Genomic DNA, 20,321 nt, shown 5'->3' with positions numbered 1-20,321 from the left:
CACCTCTAATTATCTATTTCACCATTTAAACGCTGTAAACAATAACTGGAATCATTACATTGATAATAGGTTTCACCGGTCTTCTCATCTATTAATTCATCCATAAATACGTTTTTTGCGCCACATAATTTGCATTTTTTACCTTCTAATGACTCTATTTCAAATGGATAATCATCGAAGGCCAATGAAACAACATTTGTATATGGAGGAACTGCATAAATTTTCTTTTCTCTACCAGCTCCTAATAAAATCAAAGCCTCTGACATATCTAATTTGGGATTATCAAAACGTGGTATAGGACTTGGTGCCATTACATATCTTTCATGGACCTTGACTGGATGATCAGCACCAGTAGATGTATTTCCAAATTTTACAATTTGTTCAAATAACATTAGCCAGGCGCCACTATATTCTTTATCAGCATGTAATCTTTTTGTTGTGTATTCACTGGGCTCTACAAGACGAAGGGGTTCTGGTATTGGAACTTGAAGAACTAAAATCTGTCCTTTTTTTAAAGATATTTCCGGAACTCTGTGCCGGGACTGTATAATCGTTGCCTCCTGAGTATAATCAGTTTGTTTTATATCTGTTGTTTTAGTAACTAGCTTTTTAATATTTACAGCATTAACAGATTCATCTGAACCTTGATCAATTACCTTTAATACATCATCTTTGCCAACTAATGATAAAGTCAGCTGTAGTCCACCAGTACCCCATCCCCGGGCAATTGGCATTTCACGGGAAGCAAAGGGCACTTGATAGCCTGGTATTGCAATAGCTTTTAGTGTTGCTCTTCTTATTTCTCTTTTTGAGCCCTCATCAAAGAAAGCAAAATTATATTCAATCATCTTACTTCCCTCCTTTTTTTGTTTTACGAACACTATCCAATTCTGATTGGAAGGTTACATAATGGGGTAATTTTAAGTGGGAAATAAATCCAGTAGATTCAACAGAATCAATATGCAATAATACAAATTCTTCATCATGGGTAGGATATCTTGGATCACCGGTTTCCAAGCATTGATCTAAAATACTCATTCCTATTGCTTTAGTTTCATTTTGTCCATAACAAATTCCGTATCCTATTTCAAATTCAATCTCTGTTTTCCCACGCTCTTTCTCTATAGGAATTGGAATCAATGTTTCAACCTCCGTTATTTTTATTTCACCAATATAAAATGAATCTTCATAACTCTTTGTATTATTTAATGGATTGTCTATATAAATTGGTAGATTGCCAATACGAAGTTCTCCTACAGCAGGATGTACCGCACCATAGCCCCTTAATGCCGCATAGGCCAAGGATATAACTGAACCGGTCTGTCCCCTAGATAAAATTTGTAATCTTTCGCTGCGCTCCGTTGGAAATTCAATACTTTTTTTGGTAACATCCTTGGGCTCCCTATGGCTTTTTTCAAAATCTACTAGTAAGCCTTCCTTTCTTAAATAATCCAGTACTTTAGGTAATTTACTTATATCAGTCTCAACTTTTTCTTCATAATTGACTTCCTTTTCAAAATTCTCCAGCCATTTTAGTGCTTCTTCCTTTGTTTCATTTATTAAATCATAGTCAATTAAACGATGGGTATAATCATATGAGGCACCTAAAATTTGTCCTCCTTCAATATCCTTAAAACAAGCCGATATACGACGTTCTACCTCCATGTCCTTGGAATTTACTACTTTTGAATAATGCTTTCTTGGAAGAGTGGAGCGATATGCCCTAAGTAAAAATACTGCTTCTTCCGGATTTCCTTCCGCTTGTTTGATAGCTATTGCTGCAAGTTTTTCACAGTACAAACTACTCTCGGACATTACTTGATCGATCAGCCCCCGCATACCTGCTTCAATTTCCTTTATATTCATTACTTCTTTTTTCTTTAAGCGCTCATATTTTAATCGTTTAATGGATTCTTCTATTGCAATAGTTCCACCCTTAACTGCAACATATGCCATTTATATCACCACCTATTTTGAAATCTGTGTTGTTCTAGGTAAACAAATTAAATTTGAATTTTTATCAATAATAATAGTGTCTACTCCTAAAGGATATTCAATATTCTTAAGCTCCCTCTTCTCAACCCAATTTCCTGAAATGTCAACTTTTATATAATTTTTATCTTTTATTCCTGGACCCTTTAAAATTAGTTCTTTATCATTTGAGATATTATTTGCTTCGATAATTATTGTTGCTGATTTATGGGGATCAATAAGATTTCCCCCATATGCTTTTTCAAAAGCTTCTTCTATATCAATTGTCTTAGAATCCTTCATTATAAAGACATAGCTTGATTTTTCTAATGGATTTGGCTTTGCATAGGTTAATTGACTTACAAGTTTTGTAATTTTCTCTTCATTTTCAGAAAATACTTTGAAACTAACTTCTGCATCTAATAACATCAGCATTAAAACCAAAGTAGAATTATAAAATTCAATATCTAAATCAACTTTATTTGCTTCTTTACTTATATTAGTAATAAGCCCCGGTCTGGACATAGATTCCACTACATTACGATAAGCTTTTTGAATATCATGTACTAAATCCACTTTCATAATTTAAGCCTCCCATTAAACATCCATAGTCTCAAAATTAACCTTGGTTTTTAATACTTGAGCCTGATGTTTATTTTTCTTTTCACTAATTCTCTTTTCTTCTTCCAGCAAAATATTAGTCCAAAGCTTTGTTTCTTCTAAGTCAGCATTATAGGCTGCATCAATCACTGCTAAATAATAGGCTAGCTCTGGTTTATTATCTTGAACAATCCCCATCCCCATATGCTCCTCTATTTGAACTTTAGCCTCTGTTACCAAGACTTCTCCTAAATAGAATAAATTTTTCTTTGCTGTTTCACGGATTTTTATCATTACAAGTCCACTATTGGGCTTCTCGATTGTTTTAATATCATAATTGTTAATAATTTCTTCAGCTAATTTTTTGCTAGTTTCTACTGAGCCCTTTATTAAGATTTCTGTTCTTCTACGTCTCTTCATAAACTAACCTCCTTCACAAAATTGATTATATCTTGTTGCCAAGTTATCCGCTGTTAACTCTCTGTTAAGTATGTTAGGTTTATGTTAAATGTACAAATTCGTCCGATGACGTATTTGTAGTTACAAGCTCCAAGTTCCAAGTTACAGGTCTTAGGGTGTTTCTAGCCAGCCTTTTTAAAAAACAACCTTTGTCAATTTTTTGATGGGAATAATTTGTAATCATTTGCAAACAAAAAAACTACCCAATTGGTAGTTTAGAGTTTCTTTATATCTTATATTTAAATACATCACTTCTATAAATAATTTTTGTATATTCTAATTTTCTTCCTGTTTTTTTGTCAATACAATTACATTCCACAATGAGCATAGGAATTAAACATGAAGATTTAAATATTTCACGTTCATAATAAGTTGGAAAAGCAACTCTTAATACACTTTCCTCTGAGTCAAATTCAGTATATCCTTTACTTCTATAATACTCAAACATTGATCTTATATTTTTTCCATTTTCATCTATATCTTGAAATAGTGATTTAGCTACATAGGAGATATGAAGAGCAATGGGTTTTTCGTCAATGAATCTTAGCCTACCGATTTTATATACTTTATCGTTTTTGGATATTTCTAATTCATTATATATTTTTTTATTATATTCTATTTCCTCACAAAACATATTTTGGGAATAAAAGTTATATCCTTTATCCTTCATTTTCTTACTAAAGCTCTCATTACCCGATAAAACCAAATCAATTTTTTGTTTTTTATCCTTCAAATATCTTCCCTTGCCCTGTTTTGAATATATATAACCCATTTCTTCCAATCTTTCATACACTTTTCTAATTGTAATTCTAGGTACTTTATATTTATTTGTAAGTTCATTTTCTGATGGTAGTTTATCATTCTCTTTATAATGACCCTTAACAATATCATTTATCAGTTTATCTATTATTAATACTTCCTTTTCATTTTTAATGCTAATCACGCCCCATTCTATATTTAAATAAAGTTTAAAGTATTAGAATGTATAAAACCAACAAACTTTAAAGTATTATAAAATAAATTTACCTTATTATTAATCTTAAATTGTTAAAATAGAGTTAATTCTAAATTATAAATATGTTAAAAATAAAAAAACCCCTTCACTATAAGGGGCTTAAATTAAAGAAATTCATATATAATTTTAATAAATTCCTATATTGTTATTGATTTCTCATATTTTTTCATCCTGCACATTCTGAAAGAGAACAATAATTTCATCGGAATCTCCAAAATAGCAAACTATTCATACCTAAAATTCATTAAAACCATTATTATCACCATCATAATATACTGGCACTACATCGCCTCTTCTAATCGCCATTATTAAATCTTTTTCATTTGTAACATTTCTAAAAAACTTCGTGGCATATTTCCCTATATTTTGCAGCTTGTGGGCATCACTTCCACCAACAAATGGAATATTTAATTCACTGGCAAGCTTACTTGCCTTTAAATTATTTTCCTCACTGGTGTTTCCATTAAATATTTCAATAGCCGATAATCCTTTTAAATTTTTTATTTTGTCTCCAAGTCCTCTTCCATTATTTCTAAATGGATGAGCACTTATTGTAGCGCCACCGCATTTATTGATTAAATCAACTAGTTCCTGAGCATGAAGCTTTTTCTCTGGCAATTTATCTATACCAAAACAAAGAATATCTCCTTCATAGGTCAATATCTCAACTCCACTAATAACTATTAAATCATATTTTCTTCCAAATTCCTTTGCATATTTTGTCCCTTCATTATTATCATGATCAGTAATACATATTCCATCTAGCCCAATAGCTTTAGCTCTTTTTATACCTTCCTCCATATCAATATGACTGCATGGAGAGTACTGCATTGTATGAAAATGTAAATCAATAATCATAATATCCCTCTTTTCATGTAATCATAAATTATTAGTCATACAGAATATAAACTGCATCATCATTAAAATCTATATAAACTGTTTCTCCCAATTCTAAAGAGTTATAGTTTCGTCTATTAAATACATCAACTACTATTTCACTTCCAAATGCTTCTAATTTATATCTATTTATTCCTCCCAGATTTTCTTTCCACTTAACAATAGCTTTTATTCCCTCGCAATTCTTAACAAATCTTATTTCTTCAGGCCTAAGTAAAACAGTTATAATATCTCCTGAGAATTCCTTTTCTATTTGGACTTCAATATTTTTTCCAAGTAAATTAATTGCAGCTCTATTACCTTTTCTTTTTTCTAAAGAACAGTCAATTAAGTTTGCTTTTCCAACAAAGTTAGCAACAAAGGCATTGGCAGGATTATAATACAACTCATCAGGCATTGCAATCTGTTGGATTTTCCCTTTGTCCATAACAACTATTCTATCGGCTATTGCCAAAGCTTCACCCTGGTCATGAGTTACATATACACTTGTTATTCCAATTTCTCTTTGTATTTTTTTAATCTCCTGCCTCATATTAACTCTTAATTTTTCATCTAAATTACTCAGAGGTTCATCAAACAGCAATATATCAGGTTGTACAACTAAAGCCCTTGCAAGTGCCACTCTTTGCTTTTGTCCTCCACTCAATTCATATATACGTCTTTTACCATAATTATTTAATTCAACACGCTCTAATACCGATTTTACCCAATCATTTATCTGTTTTTGGGGCAATTTTTTCACCTTAAGTCCATAGCCCACATTTTGTTCCACCGTTAGATGGGGAAATAGTGCATAGTTTTGAAAAACCATGGCAGCATTTCTTTTTTGAGGAGAAAATTTACTTATATCTTTACCATTAAAATAGATTTCACCTTTATCGTGGGAAATAAGCCCTGCAATAATACGAAGCAATGTAGTTTTACCGCATCCAGAAGGTCCAAGTAGTGCAATTAATTCTCCCTGTTTAAATTCTAAAGAGATATTATCCACTGCAATTACATCTCCATACTTTTTAGTTATATTATTTAAAGTTATTTCCAAATCAATCTACCTTCCTTCAATTTACTCCATATCAAGCTCCCGTTTATAATTAAATAGAAAAAACCAAGTAATATTAAGGTTAAAAGAGATAATAACAATGCCATTGCCGCCGCTTCCCCCATTGCACTACTTGTAATTATTTGAAATATTTGCTGAACCGCTACTTTGTTCTTAGGAAGTAACAAAAAAATTATAGCACCTAAAGTAGTCATTGTAGTGGAAAAATTTTTGAAAAATGCAGCAAAAAATGCTTCTTTTAATAAAGGCATCATTATGGTAAAAAAGGTTTTAACTTCCCCAGCCCCTAAATTATGTGATGCCTTTTCAATATCTGGATTTAAATGCTTAAGCAGAGCATAGCCAGAGCGCAGTCCAATATTTAAATATCTTGCTATACATATTATATAAATAATTATGCCTGTCCCTAATAATATAACGGGTTTCATGTCTTTAAAAATAAAACGTCCAACCCCCAAAATAGGATACTTAAATGTAACTAAATATCCTATACCAAATAATATTCCTGGAACAGCCGCTGGTATAACAGCTATAAAATCTACAAAGGATTTTAAAAAAAGTCTTTTGCTATGTAAAAGATACGCAAGTAAAACTCCTATAAAGGAAGATATTAAAGCAACAAAAAAAGCTAATTTCACACTATTTATAAAGGGTAATAGATTTCTATTAAAAACTGATTTGAAATGTGAAAGTGTAAAGGTATAATTATATCCCCATTGCTTTGTAAATGCACCTATTATTATAAATATATATTTTAAACAGACAAACCCAATAAAAACTATACTTATAGTAACCAATATATATTTTATCAAAGGTTTTATATCTTTGTATTCAATATCATCTGAGCTTGTATTTTCAGTAAAGTAAGTACGTTTTTGAACATAATATCTCTGGAGTACAAATGCAAATATACAGGGAATCAAAAGAAAAATTCCTGACACCGATGCAGTTTGCATATTATATAAACCTGTTATTTGAATATATAGATCCGATGCTAAAGTCTGAAAATCACCTCCGATAATTAGAGGAGTACTGAAGTCAGCCATTGAAGCTAAAAATACTAAAAGTGCCGCACTTGATATTTCTGGAACCATCAGGGGTAATGTAACAGTAAAAAGTATTGTCTTTTCTGAAGCACCTAAATTACGTGCACCTTCCTCCAAGGATATATCTAATTTTTGAATAGAACTTGATATTAATATATAGGCTAATGAACCTAAACCCAAGGTTTGTATGAAAACAATTCCTTGCCATCCGTAGGGGCTAATATTTAATCCTAATATTTTGTGAGTTATAAGTCCATTTCTTCCAAAAAGCATTATAAAGGCAATACTACCTACAAAAGGGGGATTAATAAGGGGAAGCAATGCAAGAACCCTAAAGATACCTCGTCCTTTAAAGTTTATACGTTTTAATGTAAAGGATACTATGAGTCCAAAGGTTGTGGCTAATATAGTGACTAAAACCGAAACTCCCAGGCTGCACTTTAGATAATACAGCGATCTTTTAAAATTGTCATATGTAATTCCAATATTATCTCCTGAGTTAATACCATGTATTATTACGCTAATTATAGGAAGAAATGCAAAATAAGCTATAAAAATTACTAATATACAATAGATAAATTTAACAAAATAATTGCTTTTTCCCAATTTCATTCGCTCCTTGATTATAGATAAAAGCTGGCAAATATACTACTACCAGCTTTTACAAGAATTATTCCACATGTTTTTTCCATTCCTCTATAGTCGCATCTCGCTTTTCTGCATTTGCTTTAAAATCTGACATAAATAATTTTATATTTTTAATATCAACTATTCCTTCCGGTGTTTCCACATCTGTACGGGCAACTGCAGCATTACGAGCTTTAGCTAAGGTTCCCATACCTCTTTTGGAAAGTAGCCAATCAACAAATACCTTAGAGGCATCCAGATTTTTTGTACCTTCCACTATGGCTACTGGCTGTGGCCACCATCCTGTTCCATCCTTAGGATAAACTAATTTTATATGTTCATTATTTTCTTCTAGCTCCCTATCACCATTACTCGCATTGATGCCTACTATAGCTTCTCCATTTACAACAAGCCTTGCTGGATCACTTCCCCTTGCTGTAAAGAAAGGAACTTGTTCTATAAGATTATCAAGATATTTCCATCCTTCTTCTTCACCCTTTGTTTGTAAAATAGCACTTACTACATTGTAGGCTGTTCCTGAGGAAGCAGGATTTGACATTGATACTTGTCCCTTTAGTTCCTCCTGTAAAAGATCTTCCCAGGTTTCTGGAATTTTTAACCCCTTTTCTTCTATTAATTGTTTGTTTACAACCCAATTTACTAAGGTGAGTGAAGTTCCATACCAATATCCTTCTTTATCCTTCATAACATCTTCTAAAACTTCTCCTTGTGGTGATTTATATGAAACTAAAAGTCCTTTTTGAGCTGCATTTATAAATGTATCTGCGCCTCCAGTAAACCATATATCAGCAATTGCCACACCGGATTCCTTTTCATTCTGTAATCTTTGTAATATTTCACCATTTTTCATAGTTAAATTTTCTATTTTTATTCCTGTATCCTCTTGAAACTGATCTAAAACCGGACGAATACTATCGGTTACACCGTACATATTCAATGAAACATCCTTCATTTTTTCAGCATCATAGTATTCTGAAGACCATCCTAAGTCCTCTGTTTTTTTACCGTCTTTTTGTATTTCTTCTTTTGGAGCTTCTGTTTCAATACTTTCTTGCTTTTGCTGACATCCAGCAAAAGAAAAAATCATAATGGCAGCAATCAATAAAGCTAATATTTTTTTCATCCATATTCCTCCTCTTTTACTATATTCCATTACTAAATCATATATATTTATACTTTCAATGTCAATATTTATAACATATTATAGAAATAATCAATAGGATAAAATTTATTATAGATAAATTTTATCTATAATAATACGGTACGTCGAAAATTTGATGGACGTCTTAGAATCAAAAGGACATGGCAGAGTTTTAAATTTTCTATGAATAATCTGGGTTAAATTAATTCTTCTCCACAAGATAACGCCAATACTTCATTGGCATGCATCTTTTTTGAAGTTTATGATTGATTCTATTTTTAATTGCTATACTTTTATAATATTCCTTCCAAAGGTTTTGAAATATAAGCTCATCTTCTTTAAGTCTCAGCTTATCCTTTAAATCTATATCCCTTATTATCCACTCCCTGCCATTATATGCTGCTCCTATTTTTCTTTTAACATCATGTATAACCCAGTTTTGATCTGAGAGCCTCTTTACAAAATGGGGAGCTAAAAGGCCAACCGTATTAAACTGAGGCTCAATGGGGGCATAATATACATTGCTTTCCAAACGTCTAAAGCGTATCAATCCTAGTAATAGATGTCTTTCCCTTTCTACCTTCCTTCTTGTCTTATATATTCTTAAAACCCTATCATCTGCCATATTATAATCAATATTGTTTCCAATTTTCCATCCCAGTCTTAAATATTGATATATCCAGGTTCCTAAATCCTTTTCTTCAGAAAGATATGTATAAAATACGTTTTGAAGTGCCCTATTTGATATTTTAGTTTTAATTGAATTATATACTTTTTTTGCCTTTTCAACATCGGTATCGATATGTATTTTTTCTATTAATAAGCTTTCCTGATAATCCTCCTCAGATAATATCTTTTCAGGTTTCTCTTTTCTATAATAGGCTTCATAAATAGATGTAAGTAATCCATCAAAGCTTCCATCGAAAATATAATGTAACATTAGTTTTTCTCCGTTATTTTAGGCAAGCTTTTATCCTGGGAATAAAAGATATTTGGATAAAGAGAAAAAAGAGAGAGCTGATGACCATCATCTTTAGGTTTTTTGTTAATATTATTCATAATTATTTCCTGTTTCACTGTATATTCATTCATATTTCTTATTCCATGATATTTTCCCTTACAAGTTATAAAGTATTTGGCTCTTTTTAAAACTACCCCCATTTTCTTTAAATCATCATAGCTTAAAAATGAAAATCTTCTTGCTGCTATGATTCTCCTAGCTGATTTTACACCTATACCAGGAATTCTAAGGAGCATTCCATAATCGGCCTTGTTTATTTCTACTGGAAATCTATGAATATTTCTAATAGCCCAATCACATTTTGGATCAAGATTTTCATCAAAATTAGGATTTCCTCCATTTAGAAGCTCATTAGCTTTAAATCCATAAAATCTTAAAAGCCAATCGGCCTGGTAAAGCCTATGCTCCCTTAATAGAGGTGGAGCCGAAATGGCTGGAAGATTAGGATGGCTTGTTATAGGAATATATGCCGAATAATATACTCTTTTTAATTTAAATTGGTTATACAAAGCTTCTGTTAAGGTTAAAATATTTAAGTCATTGTCATTTGTGGCTCCAACGATTAATTGAGTTGATTGACCAGCTGGTACAAATTTAAAAGCTTTCCTATATTTCTTTCTATCGTCAATATTTTGTATAATCTTTGATGTAATAAGTCCCATGGGTCTTATTATAGCTTCTCTTTTCTTTTGGGGAGCCAAAAGCTTGAGTCCCTGATCAGAAGGAAGTTCAATATTCACACTCATTCTATCTGCGTATAGTCCAGCTTTTTCAATAAGAATTGGGTCAGCACCTGGGATAGCCTTTAGGTGTATGTATCCATTAAACTTAGCTTCTTCTCTAAGCTTTTTAACTGTTTCCAGTAACAATTCCATGGTAAAATTGGGATTTTTATAAATAGCCGAGCTTAAAAAAAGTCCCTCAATATAATTTCTTCTATAAAAATTAATAGTCAGATTCACAACCTCATCGGGGGTAAAGGCTGCCCTTGGTAAATCATTGGAGGCTCTATTTATACAATACTTACAATCGTATATACAGTAATTTGTAAATAGTATTTTTAAAAGTGATATGCACCTTCCATCATCGGACCAGCTGTGACAAATACCACTGACATGGGCATTACCTACTCCTCCCTTTCTATTCTTCCTTGAGCTTCCACTTGAAGAACAAGAAACATCGTATTTTGCAGCATCAGCTAATATTTTCAGTTTATCAAGTAATTCCATAAAAACCACCTCGAACGTATGTTTGTATATTTATTTTACCACATCATCTATATTTTGGCAAACAAACGTTCGGATAAAAAATAAATAATTCTACTTCTGGAACTTTTTTCTTTAGGATTCGTCTATTTAAACAAATACATTTTGGAGGTGGATTTCATGAAAAGAAAGGTATTCTTAATTATTTTTATATTTATTTTATTTCTTATTGCATATAGCTTAGGCTTTTCACAAAATGATATTGACAAAAATCTTTCGGAGAAAAACATAAATCAAGAAAATATTGATAAAAAAGATATTTATAAAGAATTCTCAATAACAAATACAACTATTGGAAGTAATCCCTATATTCATATTAGAGAATTATTCGAAAAGCTGGGATTTTCAGTTAAATGGATTGATAAAGAAAGAGCTGTGTTGATTTATAAGGAAAAAGATTTCGTTAAACTTACTTTAAATGATGACTATTTCGTATTTAATGGTAGACTTATAAAACATAAAATCAGACCAATTATTCGTAAAGATAAGGTTTATGTTACTGCAGACTTTCTAAACAATGTTTTCAATAATTTTAAATATGAATCTTCAACAGAATTACTAACTTTTAAATCACCTGATATATTTAAAACCTCTACCAAACTTCCTTCTGTAGAAACTAAAGAAAAACTAGATAAGCTTATAGATTATTCAAACCAAATGAATTCCTACGGAAAAGACTATGATACTGTAGAAACAATTATAGAAGGTAGAGGTAGTTCTTTAAATAGAAATCTCCAATCAAAGGCTAAGAATGAGGTAAATAAACAGTCTGCCGACCATTCTGAAACAAATATTCAAGTACAGGGAGTAGACGAAGCTGATATTGTAAAAACAGATGGGTCCTATATATATACTCTAAATAAAAATAACATATATATTGTTAAAGGAGCAAAAGATGATTTTCGTATTGTAAATACAATACACTCAAAAGATTATGATCCTTTAGAGTTTTATATAAAGGATAACAAGCTTATAACTATAGGATACTTTCATGGAGTAAAACTAGATAAACAAGAAGAAAATAATAAATTAAAAATTGCACCTGATTTTTCAAATTCCTTAAAGGTTCTTGTATATGATATAAGTGATAAAAGTAATACATCATTATTAAGAGATATTGAATTAGATGGTAATTATCTCTCATCAAGACTCATTGACAATAATTTTTACTTAGTGGCTAATAAAGGTGTTTATTATGGAAACCAAGAAATAAGACCTTATTATAAGGATTCAGTTGATAAGAAAAAGTCCTTCATTAATTATGAAGATATTAGATATTTCCCTGAAAGCGTCTATAATAACTATCTTATTACTTTAGGCCTTGATTTAAATAATCTTGATTCATCTAAAGTTGACGTTAATGCTTATCTTGGAAGTGGCAACAATATGTATGTTTCCACAGAAAGTATGTACATAAGTCAAGATAAATATAAGTACAATATATATAATATTGATGAAAACTTTTATAATGAAACTACCTCAAGCATTTTTAAGTTCAATCTAGAGAATGGAAAAACTATTTACTCTAATAATGGAGAAGTACCAGGAAGGATATTAAACCAGTTCTCAATGGATGAATATAAAGGAAACTTTAGGATTGCAACTACCAAGGGCGACTCATGGAGGGATAATGAATCCATAAATAATGTTTATGTGCTGGATGAAAATCTTAAATTAATAGGTAAAACAAAGGACTTGGCACCTGGTGAGAAAATATATTCTGTCAGATTCATGGGTGATAAGGTATATGTTGTTACATTCAGACAAATAGATCCCTTTTATGTAATTGACCTTACAAATCCTAAAAAACCAGAAGTCCTTGGCTATTTAAAAATTCCTGGTTACAGCAGCTATCTCCATCCCTATGATGAAAATCATATTATAGGCATAGGGATGGATACTATTGATAAAGATGGTAGGGTTTTAAGTGGTGGTGTAAAGATATCTATGTTTGATGTTACAGATTATAATAATCCTATTGAATTAGATAAAATAATCATTGGTGAAAAGGGCTCCCATACAGACATTTTGCATGGCCATAAATCTTTGTTGTTCTCAAAGAAAAGAAATATACTTGCTTTTCCGATTTACGCTTCAAGCTATGACAAGGGCACATATAAGCATAACTTTGAAACTCAAGGTGCATTTGTATTTAAAATAGATGAAAACTATAACTTAAAGCTTAGAGGAGACATATCTCATTTAGACAAAGAAAATGACTATAATAGCTATGTAAAAAGAGTTCTCTTTATAGACAATAATTTATATACGATATCTAATAACAAAATAAAAATATCTAATTTTGACACTTTAGAAAATATCAAGGAACTAAGTCTTAAAGACCAATAACTAAAAATTAAATCAGGAACCTGAATAATACATGTGAAGAACTTTAAAATACAAAATGTAGTATAGAGAGTCAGGCAAGTTATCTACATATTGCATTTAAAATTAATAATGTTAATTATACAAGTTTCTCAAATAGTAAAAAATAGTGGAGTCTAAAGTATTTTTATCCTTTGGACTCCACAGTTCTTTAGCTTTTCAAGCACTCATTTCTTCTTAATTAAAAATATTAGAGTAATGATTCCCAAAGCTAATACTACACTGCAAACTATTCCTCCTTCTACTCCAAATAGTCCCCCAGTAATTAAATCTGAATCTACAGCAGTATCTACATCAACTAATATTCCCCCTACAGGTACATTTCCACTTACCTCTATGCCAAAAACATTGCCCTGAGCCCAGTTCCATGCACTGTGCAGCGCACACACACCCCAAAGACCACCTTCCCATATTACATATAAGGCTGCAAATAAGCCAAATAATGTTAAATTTATTATTGGTAGAATATTTATATTGGCATTCAGCAGATGCATAGCTGCAAATAATGTTGATGATATAAAGATGCCCAGAGCCACATTATGTCTTGCTCCCACCACTGGAAGAAGCCATCCCCTTATCATTATTTCTTCTGAAGCTCCCTGTACAAGCCATCCAAGAAGTACAATGAACACACTCCCCAGTGCATTAAATCCTTTTATAGAGGCATTTGAAGTATCTACTGTAGCTACACCTAAAACTCCAAAGACTACGATACACAAGCTCATCATTAATGTTCCAATAATAAAACCCCTCAAATATTTTTTAAAAATTCCACCACTACAAAAACCCATTGTGTATATAGGTCTTCTTTCAATAAGCCTTACCCATGCAAAAAAAGTTAAAATATACATACCAAAGCGAAGAGCCAAACCATTTATAGCATATGAAAGGGCTTCTCCTTTTAATCCTTGGGATGATATATTACTCCCAATACTACCAATTGGCGTTAAAAACAAAATTAAATCCATTCCAAATAGAACTACTATAACAATTAAAATAGCCAAAAATACATTAGGTAAATATCTGCCTTTTTTAGCTAAGGTAAAAATTTTATTTCCCTTATATAATATTGAATTTTCTTTTCCCATTATTCATCACTTCCTTTCTGGTACACTATTTATTTATTACTCTTTAAACATTTTTATTCTTATATTTAATGAAAAAAATAAAAACCTTAATGATTAAATATTCATTAAGGACTAAAAATATGATTTTCTCAATATTTTATTGTAACTCCCTATAAAAGTCTGGAAATTCCTTTGATTTATTCTTTGCACATAATTCTTTTGATTTCTCTGTACAAAGGGGAAGTATTCCCTTAGAATTATTCTGTATAGTTTTATTCACCCTCATTGCAAAGCAGCCTATCTTGGGATTACCTATAGTTTCATTCATTTCACTCCAAAGCTTTGAGACACTTTCATTTTTCACATTTCCAAAATTCATTGGAACAAAATCGCAGGGATATAAATCTCCTGCCGTACTTATATATGAATGTTGAGTACCGGCTCCACAACCATATTTTTCTTTACTTTCTGTATATGCAAAGGTTGTTATTTTAGGGTACCTTCCCGTTTTATTGGCCCTGTGTTGAATTTCAATTAATTTTTTTCTAGATTCTGTATCATATAATATCTCGTTAATATCTTCCTTTAGAAGTAAATTTCCACTAATAATTGGCTCCAGTATTTTAACTTCATGGGCCCCCAATTCCTTAGCAAATGAAAACAGTTTAAATAGCTTCTCCTCATTAATATCATTTTTAAGGACAACGGTTTGTACAATTGTATATAGTCCTTCCTTAGCTGCTATTTTAATAGCAGTTACAGCATTATCAAAGGCATCTTCATTTCTACGTATCTTATTATGCTCTTCCTTTATACATGAATCCAGACTAATTCCTACGCCAAATAATCCTTTGTTTTTAAAACTAATAGCCTTTTCCCTTGTGAAATTTTGCCCACTTGTAAAAAGAACAACAGAACTCCGATCATCTATGCCTTCAATAAGCTTTTCAATATCATCCCTCAGCAGTGGTTCCCCACCAGTTAAGCCTATAACGGATGTTTTCATTTCTTGAAGCTCTTTAAATACTTTTTTCCATTCCTCTGTAGTTAGCTCTTTTTTAACTTCTCTACCCTTGGCACTGCAATGGAAACAGTTATATAAGCATCTATCTGTTAAGGATACATGCATAGATATGGGAGCTGAGCGTTTCGAATAGATTTGCTGGGTAAATATATTTTTTTCTTCTCTAACTGCAGTAATATGGGTCATAAAAGCTCTTGAAGGGAATGGAGGCATAAATGTACTTAGGATATATTTGTCTTGAAATTTTACTATCTTTTCACCCTTTAAAATATATCTTATTGCTTTTATTCCTTTAAAAATACTATAATTACTATCTTTGCTAAAAATCTTATGTGCTTGTAATAAAAAGCTAAATACATTTTTATCTACAGCCATTCTTAAAATCATTCTCTTATTCATATTAGTCTATTACCCCTTCTTAAAAATTCCATAAACAAATTTATGATTCACAATATATTTACCTCTATTATACTTTTTCTGTCTCAATTTTTCTACAACGGCTCCATGGATTTTATCCATATCCTTAAAAATCTTATTTGTTCCCGCTAAAACTCCTGTCTTGCAAAGCCAGTCATATAGCTCCTCTGGAGTATCATACCTTACAATTTCCTCTCCTTCTCCAATTTCTAGGGGATAAAAATTGTACTTTCTAAACCATCTTTCTAATTCTCCTGTCCCCCTAGGCAATCTTAGCCTTGCATCCATAGGTTTAATTACTTCATCAATATTCTCCTCCATGACTTCTAAATATATTTTCTCTATCCCCTCAAGTGTTCCCTTGCAGTTGGCTATAACTCCTATAATGCCATCATTATAAAGTACTTTATCAGCTGACTTTAAAAATTCTCTATGGTCTAAATACGGCAGAGCCCATCCGCAATATATAGCATGGGCCTTTTCCTTTCTTTCATACAAATATTTTATTGCATCTTTACAAATAAATTTAACATTATCTCCTTCAATATCCCAGCACTTCTCTATCATTTTTCTCGATATGTCAACACCCTCAATATATCCTTTAAAATCATTTGATAAGATTTTTCTAGTTATATATCCTGTTCCACATGCTAAATCTATGATTATAGGACTTTCTTTTTGTATTATATACTCACTTTTAATAATCTTATCAACATGCTTACCCATAATTTCACACCAGTAATTATAGGTCTGAGCTATATTATTATATTCCTCTCCATATTCTTCACCTGTAACAACTTTATTCTTCAGAAAGCTCTTTCCAAGTTTTAAATAAAGCTTAAATCTATTTATCATTTAATCCACCTTTTTTCTCACCAACCAAGATGAAATAATAACCTCTTTCCTTCTTTGTAGTTAAGTAAAATCTACTTTCTAATATATTTATAACTTCATCTATAGTTTTAAAGTATAATTTTCCAAATAATACTCTTTCAAAACATCTTAATATTTTAGTTCTTTTATGGCTAATATCAAAATCATGGATTAAAACTCTACCTCCATATTTCAAAACTCTAAAGCTTTCATCCATGAGTTTATTTTGATCCTTGATGTGATGGAAAACATCGGATAATATAACAATGTCCATGCTTTCATCATTTATTTTTAAATCTAGTGCATCACATACAACCTTATGAATATTTTCTTTTTCCTTCACATGGGATAACATATCTTCACTTTCATCTAATACATAAATTTCTTTACATTTGGTATTTAAATACTTTGCTAAATATCCCGTTCCTCCACCTATGTCAAGAATTTTTTCATCACCTTTTAGATTTAGTATATCAGATATTTCCTTTCCTCTATATAAATTAAATATTTTCATAAAGTTATCATAATGCATATGAACCTTATCAAAGGTCTTCTTTTCAGATTTTTTCATCTATACACCTCTATTTAAATTTTCAATTATAAAATTCCATTATTCTTATGCAATATCTATATCATTTTTATTATTTTCGCCTTTATCAATGATCACATTTTCGCTCCAATTACTCATCTTAAGCCATGCTATACTGATAATTGCACTAATTCCATCGGAAGCAGCTATTCCCCACCATATGCCAGTCTGATTTAGTTTCATTAGATTTGCAAATATATATGCTAAAGGAATTCTTAAAACACAAAATGCCATAATAGAAATTATCATAGTAGCCATTGTTTTGCCTGCACCTCTTAAGGTTCCATTATTGACCATTCTAACCCCCATAGCGCCTATAAAAAGTGCTGTAATCCTCATATAAGAAGCTCCATACATTAAAACCTCAGCTTCTTTATTAAAAATTCCAACTATTTGTTTTGGAATAATGAATATAATAGCACCTAAAAATGTTAATAATACAAAAGTTAAACCCATGCTAGCCTTGGCTATTTCTTTAGCCCTTTTCCTTTCTCCAGCACCAATATTTTGTCCTACCATAGTTGTTGTAGCAGTCGATATACCCATTGCTATCATAGAAGCAACACTAACTATTCTATTTCCTATTCCATATGCAGCCAAGGTAGTAGTTCCAAAGGCGGTAACAAAGGATGTCATCAATATTTGAGCTATTGCCAGCATAGACTGCTGAACAGATGATGGAATTCCTATTTGAACTATTTTTTTTATTATTGAAAAATCTGGTTTAAGATATTTAATTTTTAAATGTAAGTTCTTCTTTCCAGATATTAAAAGAGAAAGTCCATATATTGCTGCCAATGCCCTAGATATAATAGTAGCCAAAGCTGCACCTTGAACCCCCATCTTAGGAAATATTCCTATTCCAAATATTAAAAGTGGATCCAGAATAACATTCAAAAGAGCAGAAAATAATGTCATTATCATAGGAGTAAATGTATCTCCTATTCCCCTTAAGGAGGCAGAAAAAATAAAGAAAATAAACATAAAGGGGATACCAGCAAATATTATCCTTAAATATCCAGAAGCATCTTCTATTATCTGAGAATCAGCTCCCATCCATGTAATAAATTGTTCACTAAAAATAAAACCAATAAAGGCTAGAATAATAGACAATACTCCAATGAAGCTAAAAAGCTGTCCTAAAATTCTATCTACCTTTTCATTATTTCCAGCCCCTTTATTTTGAGCAATAAGAGCCGTTCCTGCAATAGTTAAACCTGCTGCTAAAGATATCATCAAAAACACAATAGGAAAACTAATTGAAACAGCAGCCACTGCTTCTGCTCCAAGTTTTCCCACCCAAAGAGTGTCAACTAAATTGTAAAAGGTCTGTATTAATTGCCCTATCATTAAAGGGAGAGCTAATTTTAACAAAGAGCTTAGTATAGGCCCCTTTACAATATATTCATGCTTATTTTGTTTCATAGGAATATTCATCCTTTCATTGGATTTAAAAATATTTGGATTTTCTAAGTATTTTTTAGAAAATAGTACTGAATTTGGAGTTTTTTATAGGGTTTTATCCAGTTTTCTCATCAGCTGCCTAAACATATCCAACTCTATATCCGATAAATTCTCAAATATTATTTGTAAATTATTTATCCTCATATTAAGCAGTGCATTATAAAATCTAGCCCCTTTTTCTGTAAGGCTTACCAATACTTTTCTTCTATCTTTCTTACCAGTATGGCGGCAAACATAACCTTTCTTAATAAGCCTGTTAACCGTTGTAGTCGGTGTGCTTACTGTTACACCTAATTTCTCTGCAATCTCTCCCATGGTTTTATTTCCTTTATTCGATATTATAAATATTGTTTGTTTCTCCTTTTTTGTTAAATCACTTAATTCCTCAAATAACTCCTTATTTTTCTCTACTTTATCTAGTTTTTTACTAATTTTTATTGCAACATCTTCTATCAGTCTAATATCATCTTCATTAATCATTTTCGCCTCCTATATTATTTCGAATTTCCAAGTATTATATCTATAGTATATCATTTTACTATAAAAATCTATTACCAATTTCTTAAAATTTTGTGATGTTTTTGTGATATTAATTTGTTGAAAGAATGAATTTTTAGATTTATCTAATATATTTTATCTTTATCTATGCTATTATAATCATAAGAACATTTTTTTGAGGTGAAAAAATATGAAAAATTCAAAAATTCTTGTGGTGGATGATGAAGAAAAAATGCGTAAAGTTATTAGAATTTATATTGAAAAGGAAGGATATGGAGTAGAAGAAGCCTCTGATGGTAAAGAAGCCTTAAATAAAATTGATTCTATAGATTTTTCTTTGATATTATTAGATGTGATGATGCCAAAAATCGATGGATGGACTGTATGTAGAAAAATCCGAGAAAATTCTTCTGTTCCAATTATAATGCTCACTGCAAGAGGAGAAGAATACGATAAACTTTTCGGATTTGAATTAGGGGTTGATGACTATATAACCAAACCCTTTAGCCCAAAGGAAATGATAGCAAGAATAAAAGCCGTATTAAAACGGAGTAATGGTAATAATAAAACTAATGCTGATATTATTGAAATTGGAGCTTTAAAAATCAAACCTATGTCTAAGGAAGTATTTTTAGAAAATATAGAAATGTCTTTAACACCAAAGGAATTCGAACTCTTAAATTTTCTTGCTAAGAAACCAGAAATAGTATACTCAAGGGAACAATTGTTAAATCAGGTATGGGGCTATGATTTTGTAGGTGACCTTAGAACTGTTGATACCCATGTAAAGCAACTTAGGGAAAAGCTGGGTATATATAAAAAATATATAAAAACAGTTTGGGGAACGGGATATAAATTCCATTTAAATCATTGATGAAGCT

At 31.0% G+C, this 20,321-nt stretch carries 19 protein-coding genes; 2 read left to right on the top strand and 17 right to left on the bottom strand.

The window, feature by feature from the left end; translation table 11 throughout:
* Nucleotides 1–5 precede the first annotated feature (5 nt).
* From B5X81_RS04865 to B5X81_RS04815, 11 genes are all read right to left on the bottom strand, one after another.
* Nucleotides 6–848, bottom strand: coding sequence for an alpha-D-ribose 1-methylphosphonate 5-phosphate C-P-lyase PhnJ (locus B5X81_RS04865; protein ID WP_079489829.1), 843 nt, complete (start codon nucleotides 846–848; stop codon nucleotides 6–8).
* A 1-nt stretch (nucleotide 849) separates the two neighbouring features.
* Nucleotides 850–1,956, bottom strand: coding sequence for a carbon-phosphorus lyase complex subunit PhnI (locus B5X81_RS04860; protein WP_079489827.1), 1,107 nt, complete (start codon nucleotides 1,954–1,956; stop codon nucleotides 850–852).
* Between the two features lie 12 nt (nucleotides 1,957–1,968).
* The gene (gene phnH / locus B5X81_RS04855; RefSeq protein ID WP_079489826.1) at nucleotides 1,969–2,553 is read right to left on the bottom strand and encodes a phosphonate C-P lyase system protein PhnH; all 585 of its coding nucleotides are present in this window, start codon (nucleotides 2,551–2,553) and stop codon (nucleotides 1,969–1,971) included.
* A gap of 15 nt (nucleotides 2,554–2,568) precedes the next feature.
* The gene (gene phnG, locus B5X81_RS04850; RefSeq protein WP_079489824.1) at nucleotides 2,569–2,991 is read right to left on the bottom strand and encodes a phosphonate C-P lyase system protein PhnG; all 423 of its coding nucleotides are present in this window, start codon (nucleotides 2,989–2,991) and stop codon (nucleotides 2,569–2,571) included.
* Nucleotides 2,992–3,256: 265 nt separating this feature from the next.
* A complete protein-coding gene (locus B5X81_RS04845) occupies nucleotides 3,257–3,973 on the bottom strand; it encodes a GntR family transcriptional regulator (RefSeq protein ID WP_330397334.1) in 717 nt (238 codons plus the stop codon).
* Nucleotides 3,974–4,279: 306 nt separating this feature from the next.
* Nucleotides 4,280–4,903, bottom strand: a complete 624-nt coding sequence (locus B5X81_RS04840) for a PHP-associated domain-containing protein (protein WP_079489823.1) — start codon at nucleotides 4,901–4,903, stop codon at nucleotides 4,280–4,282.
* A gap of 31 nt (nucleotides 4,904–4,934) precedes the next feature.
* Nucleotides 4,935–5,984 carry an ABC transporter ATP-binding protein gene (locus B5X81_RS04835; RefSeq protein ID WP_079489821.1) on the bottom strand — a complete coding sequence of 350 codons (1,050 nt, stop codon included), beginning with the start codon at nucleotides 5,982–5,984 and terminating at the stop codon, nucleotides 4,935–4,937.
* Nucleotides 5,975–7,654: an ABC transporter permease gene (locus B5X81_RS04830; RefSeq protein ID WP_170917283.1), complete on the bottom strand. Its 1,680-nt coding sequence runs from the start codon at nucleotides 7,652–7,654 to the stop codon at nucleotides 5,975–5,977. The genes B5X81_RS04835 and B5X81_RS04830 overlap by 10 nt, the downstream gene beginning before the upstream one ends.
* A gap of 64 nt (nucleotides 7,655–7,718) precedes the next feature.
* Nucleotides 7,719–8,819: an ABC transporter substrate-binding protein gene (locus B5X81_RS04825; RefSeq protein ID WP_170917282.1), complete on the bottom strand. Its 1,101-nt coding sequence runs from the start codon at nucleotides 8,817–8,819 to the stop codon at nucleotides 7,719–7,721.
* A 220-nt stretch (nucleotides 8,820–9,039) separates the two neighbouring features.
* Entirely contained in the window at nucleotides 9,040–9,777 is a 738-nt protein-coding gene (locus B5X81_RS04820; RefSeq protein ID WP_079489817.1) for a TIGR03915 family putative DNA repair protein, read from the bottom strand.
* Nucleotides 9,777–11,087 (bottom strand): putative DNA modification/repair radical SAM protein, encoded by a 1,311-nt coding sequence (locus B5X81_RS04815; protein ID WP_079489815.1) that lies wholly within the window; start codon nucleotides 11,085–11,087, stop codon nucleotides 9,777–9,779. The genes B5X81_RS04820 and B5X81_RS04815 overlap by 1 nt, the downstream gene beginning before the upstream one ends.
* 156 nt (nucleotides 11,088–11,243) lie before the next feature.
* On the opposite strand from B5X81_RS04815, the gene B5X81_RS04810 reads away from it, so the two are divergent.
* The gene (locus B5X81_RS04810; RefSeq protein WP_079489814.1) at nucleotides 11,244–13,472 is read left to right on the top strand and encodes a beta-propeller domain-containing protein; all 2,229 of its coding nucleotides are present in this window, start codon (nucleotides 11,244–11,246) and stop codon (nucleotides 13,470–13,472) included.
* A gap of 203 nt (nucleotides 13,473–13,675) precedes the next feature.
* Here B5X81_RS04810 and B5X81_RS04805 read toward each other — a convergent pair whose 3' ends face one another.
* The 6 genes from B5X81_RS04805 to B5X81_RS04780 all read right to left on the bottom strand — a co-directional run bounded on the left by B5X81_RS04805 (nucleotide 13,676) and on the right by B5X81_RS04780 (nucleotide 19,422).
* Complete coding sequence (locus B5X81_RS04805) at nucleotides 13,676–14,596, bottom strand: CPBP family intramembrane glutamic endopeptidase (RefSeq protein ID WP_079489812.1); 921 nt, start codon at nucleotides 14,594–14,596, stop codon at nucleotides 13,676–13,678.
* Nucleotides 14,597–14,732: 136 nt separating this feature from the next.
* Nucleotides 14,733–15,998: a radical SAM protein gene (locus B5X81_RS04800; protein ID WP_079489811.1), complete on the bottom strand. Its 1,266-nt coding sequence runs from the start codon at nucleotides 15,996–15,998 to the stop codon at nucleotides 14,733–14,735.
* A 9-nt stretch (nucleotides 15,999–16,007) separates the two neighbouring features.
* On the bottom strand, nucleotides 16,008–16,871 hold the full coding sequence (locus tag B5X81_RS04795; protein ID WP_079489809.1) for a class I SAM-dependent methyltransferase: 864 nt from the start codon (nucleotides 16,869–16,871) through the stop codon (nucleotides 16,008–16,010).
* Nucleotides 16,861–17,460 carry a class I SAM-dependent methyltransferase gene (locus tag B5X81_RS04790; protein WP_079489808.1) on the bottom strand — a complete coding sequence of 200 codons (600 nt, stop codon included), beginning with the start codon at nucleotides 17,458–17,460 and terminating at the stop codon, nucleotides 16,861–16,863. The genes B5X81_RS04795 and B5X81_RS04790 overlap by 11 nt, the downstream gene beginning before the upstream one ends.
* Nucleotides 17,461–17,505: 45 nt before the next feature.
* A complete protein-coding gene (locus B5X81_RS04785) occupies nucleotides 17,506–18,903 on the bottom strand; it encodes an MATE family efflux transporter (RefSeq protein WP_079489806.1) in 1,398 nt (465 codons plus the stop codon).
* Between the two features lie 84 nt (nucleotides 18,904–18,987).
* A complete protein-coding gene (locus B5X81_RS04780) occupies nucleotides 18,988–19,422 on the bottom strand; it encodes a MarR family winged helix-turn-helix transcriptional regulator (protein WP_079489805.1) in 435 nt (144 codons plus the stop codon).
* Nucleotides 19,423–19,630: 208 nt separating this feature from the next.
* Between B5X81_RS04780 and B5X81_RS04775 the strand changes: the two genes are divergently transcribed.
* Entirely contained in the window at nucleotides 19,631–20,314 is a 684-nt protein-coding gene (locus B5X81_RS04775) for a response regulator transcription factor (RefSeq protein ID WP_079489803.1), read from the top strand.
* Nucleotides 20,315–20,321: the final 7 nt, after the last annotated feature.

It is taken from the genome of Maledivibacter halophilus (genome assembly GCF_900167445.1).
Taxonomy (GTDB): Bacteria; Bacillota; Clostridia; order Peptostreptococcales; family Caminicellaceae; genus Maledivibacter; species Maledivibacter halophilus.
Note: the sequence above shows the minus strand (reverse complement) of the source record. Positions and strands in the feature narration are given on the sequence as shown.

What these genes read in the sequence shown, in the direction of transcription:
- B5X81_RS04865 (WP_079489829.1), bottom strand. Translation starts at nt 848, where the DNA reads ATGATTGAATATAATTTTGCTTTCTTTGATGAGGGCTCAAAAAGAGAA.
- B5X81_RS04860 (WP_079489827.1), bottom strand. Translation starts at nt 1,956, where the DNA reads ATGGCATATGTTGCAGTTAAGGGTGGAACTATTGCAATAGAAGAATCC.
- phnH (WP_079489826.1), bottom strand. Translation starts at nt 2,553, where the DNA reads ATGAAAGTGGATTTAGTACATGATATTCAAAAAGCTTATCGTAATGTA.
- phnG (WP_079489824.1), bottom strand. Translation starts at nt 2,991, where the DNA reads ATGAAGAGACGTAGAAGAACAGAAATCTTAATAAAGGGCTCAGTAGAA.
- B5X81_RS04840 (WP_079489823.1), bottom strand. Translation starts at nt 4,903, where the DNA reads ATGATTATTGATTTACATTTTCATACAATGCAGTACTCTCCATGCAGT.
- B5X81_RS04825 (WP_170917282.1), bottom strand. Translation starts at nt 8,819, where the DNA reads ATGAAAAAAATATTAGCTTTATTGATTGCTGCCATTATGATTTTTTCT.
- B5X81_RS04820 (WP_079489817.1), bottom strand. Translation starts at nt 9,777, where the DNA reads ATGTTACATTATATTTTCGATGGAAGCTTTGATGGATTACTTACATCT.
- B5X81_RS04815 (WP_079489815.1), bottom strand. Translation starts at nt 11,087, where the DNA reads ATGGAATTACTTGATAAACTGAAAATATTAGCTGATGCTGCAAAATAC.
- B5X81_RS04810 (WP_079489814.1), top strand. Translation starts at nt 11,244, where the DNA reads ATGAAAAGAAAGGTATTCTTAATTATTTTTATATTTATTTTATTTCTT.
- B5X81_RS04805 (WP_079489812.1), bottom strand. Translation starts at nt 14,596, where the DNA reads ATGGGAAAAGAAAATTCAATATTATATAAGGGAAATAAAATTTTTACC.
- B5X81_RS04800 (WP_079489811.1), bottom strand. Translation starts at nt 15,998, where the DNA reads ATGAATAAGAGAATGATTTTAAGAATGGCTGTAGATAAAAATGTATTT.
- B5X81_RS04795 (WP_079489809.1), bottom strand. Translation starts at nt 16,871, where the DNA reads ATGATAAATAGATTTAAGCTTTATTTAAAACTTGGAAAGAGCTTTCTG.
- B5X81_RS04790 (WP_079489808.1), bottom strand. Translation starts at nt 17,460, where the DNA reads ATGAAAAAATCTGAAAAGAAGACCTTTGATAAGGTTCATATGCATTAT.
- B5X81_RS04785 (WP_079489806.1), bottom strand. Translation starts at nt 18,903, where the DNA reads ATGAAACAAAATAAGCATGAATATATTGTAAAGGGGCCTATACTAAGC.
- B5X81_RS04780 (WP_079489805.1), bottom strand. Translation starts at nt 19,422, where the DNA reads ATGATTAATGAAGATGATATTAGACTGATAGAAGATGTTGCAATAAAA.
- B5X81_RS04775 (WP_079489803.1), top strand. Translation starts at nt 19,631, where the DNA reads ATGAAAAATTCAAAAATTCTTGTGGTGGATGATGAAGAAAAAATGCGT.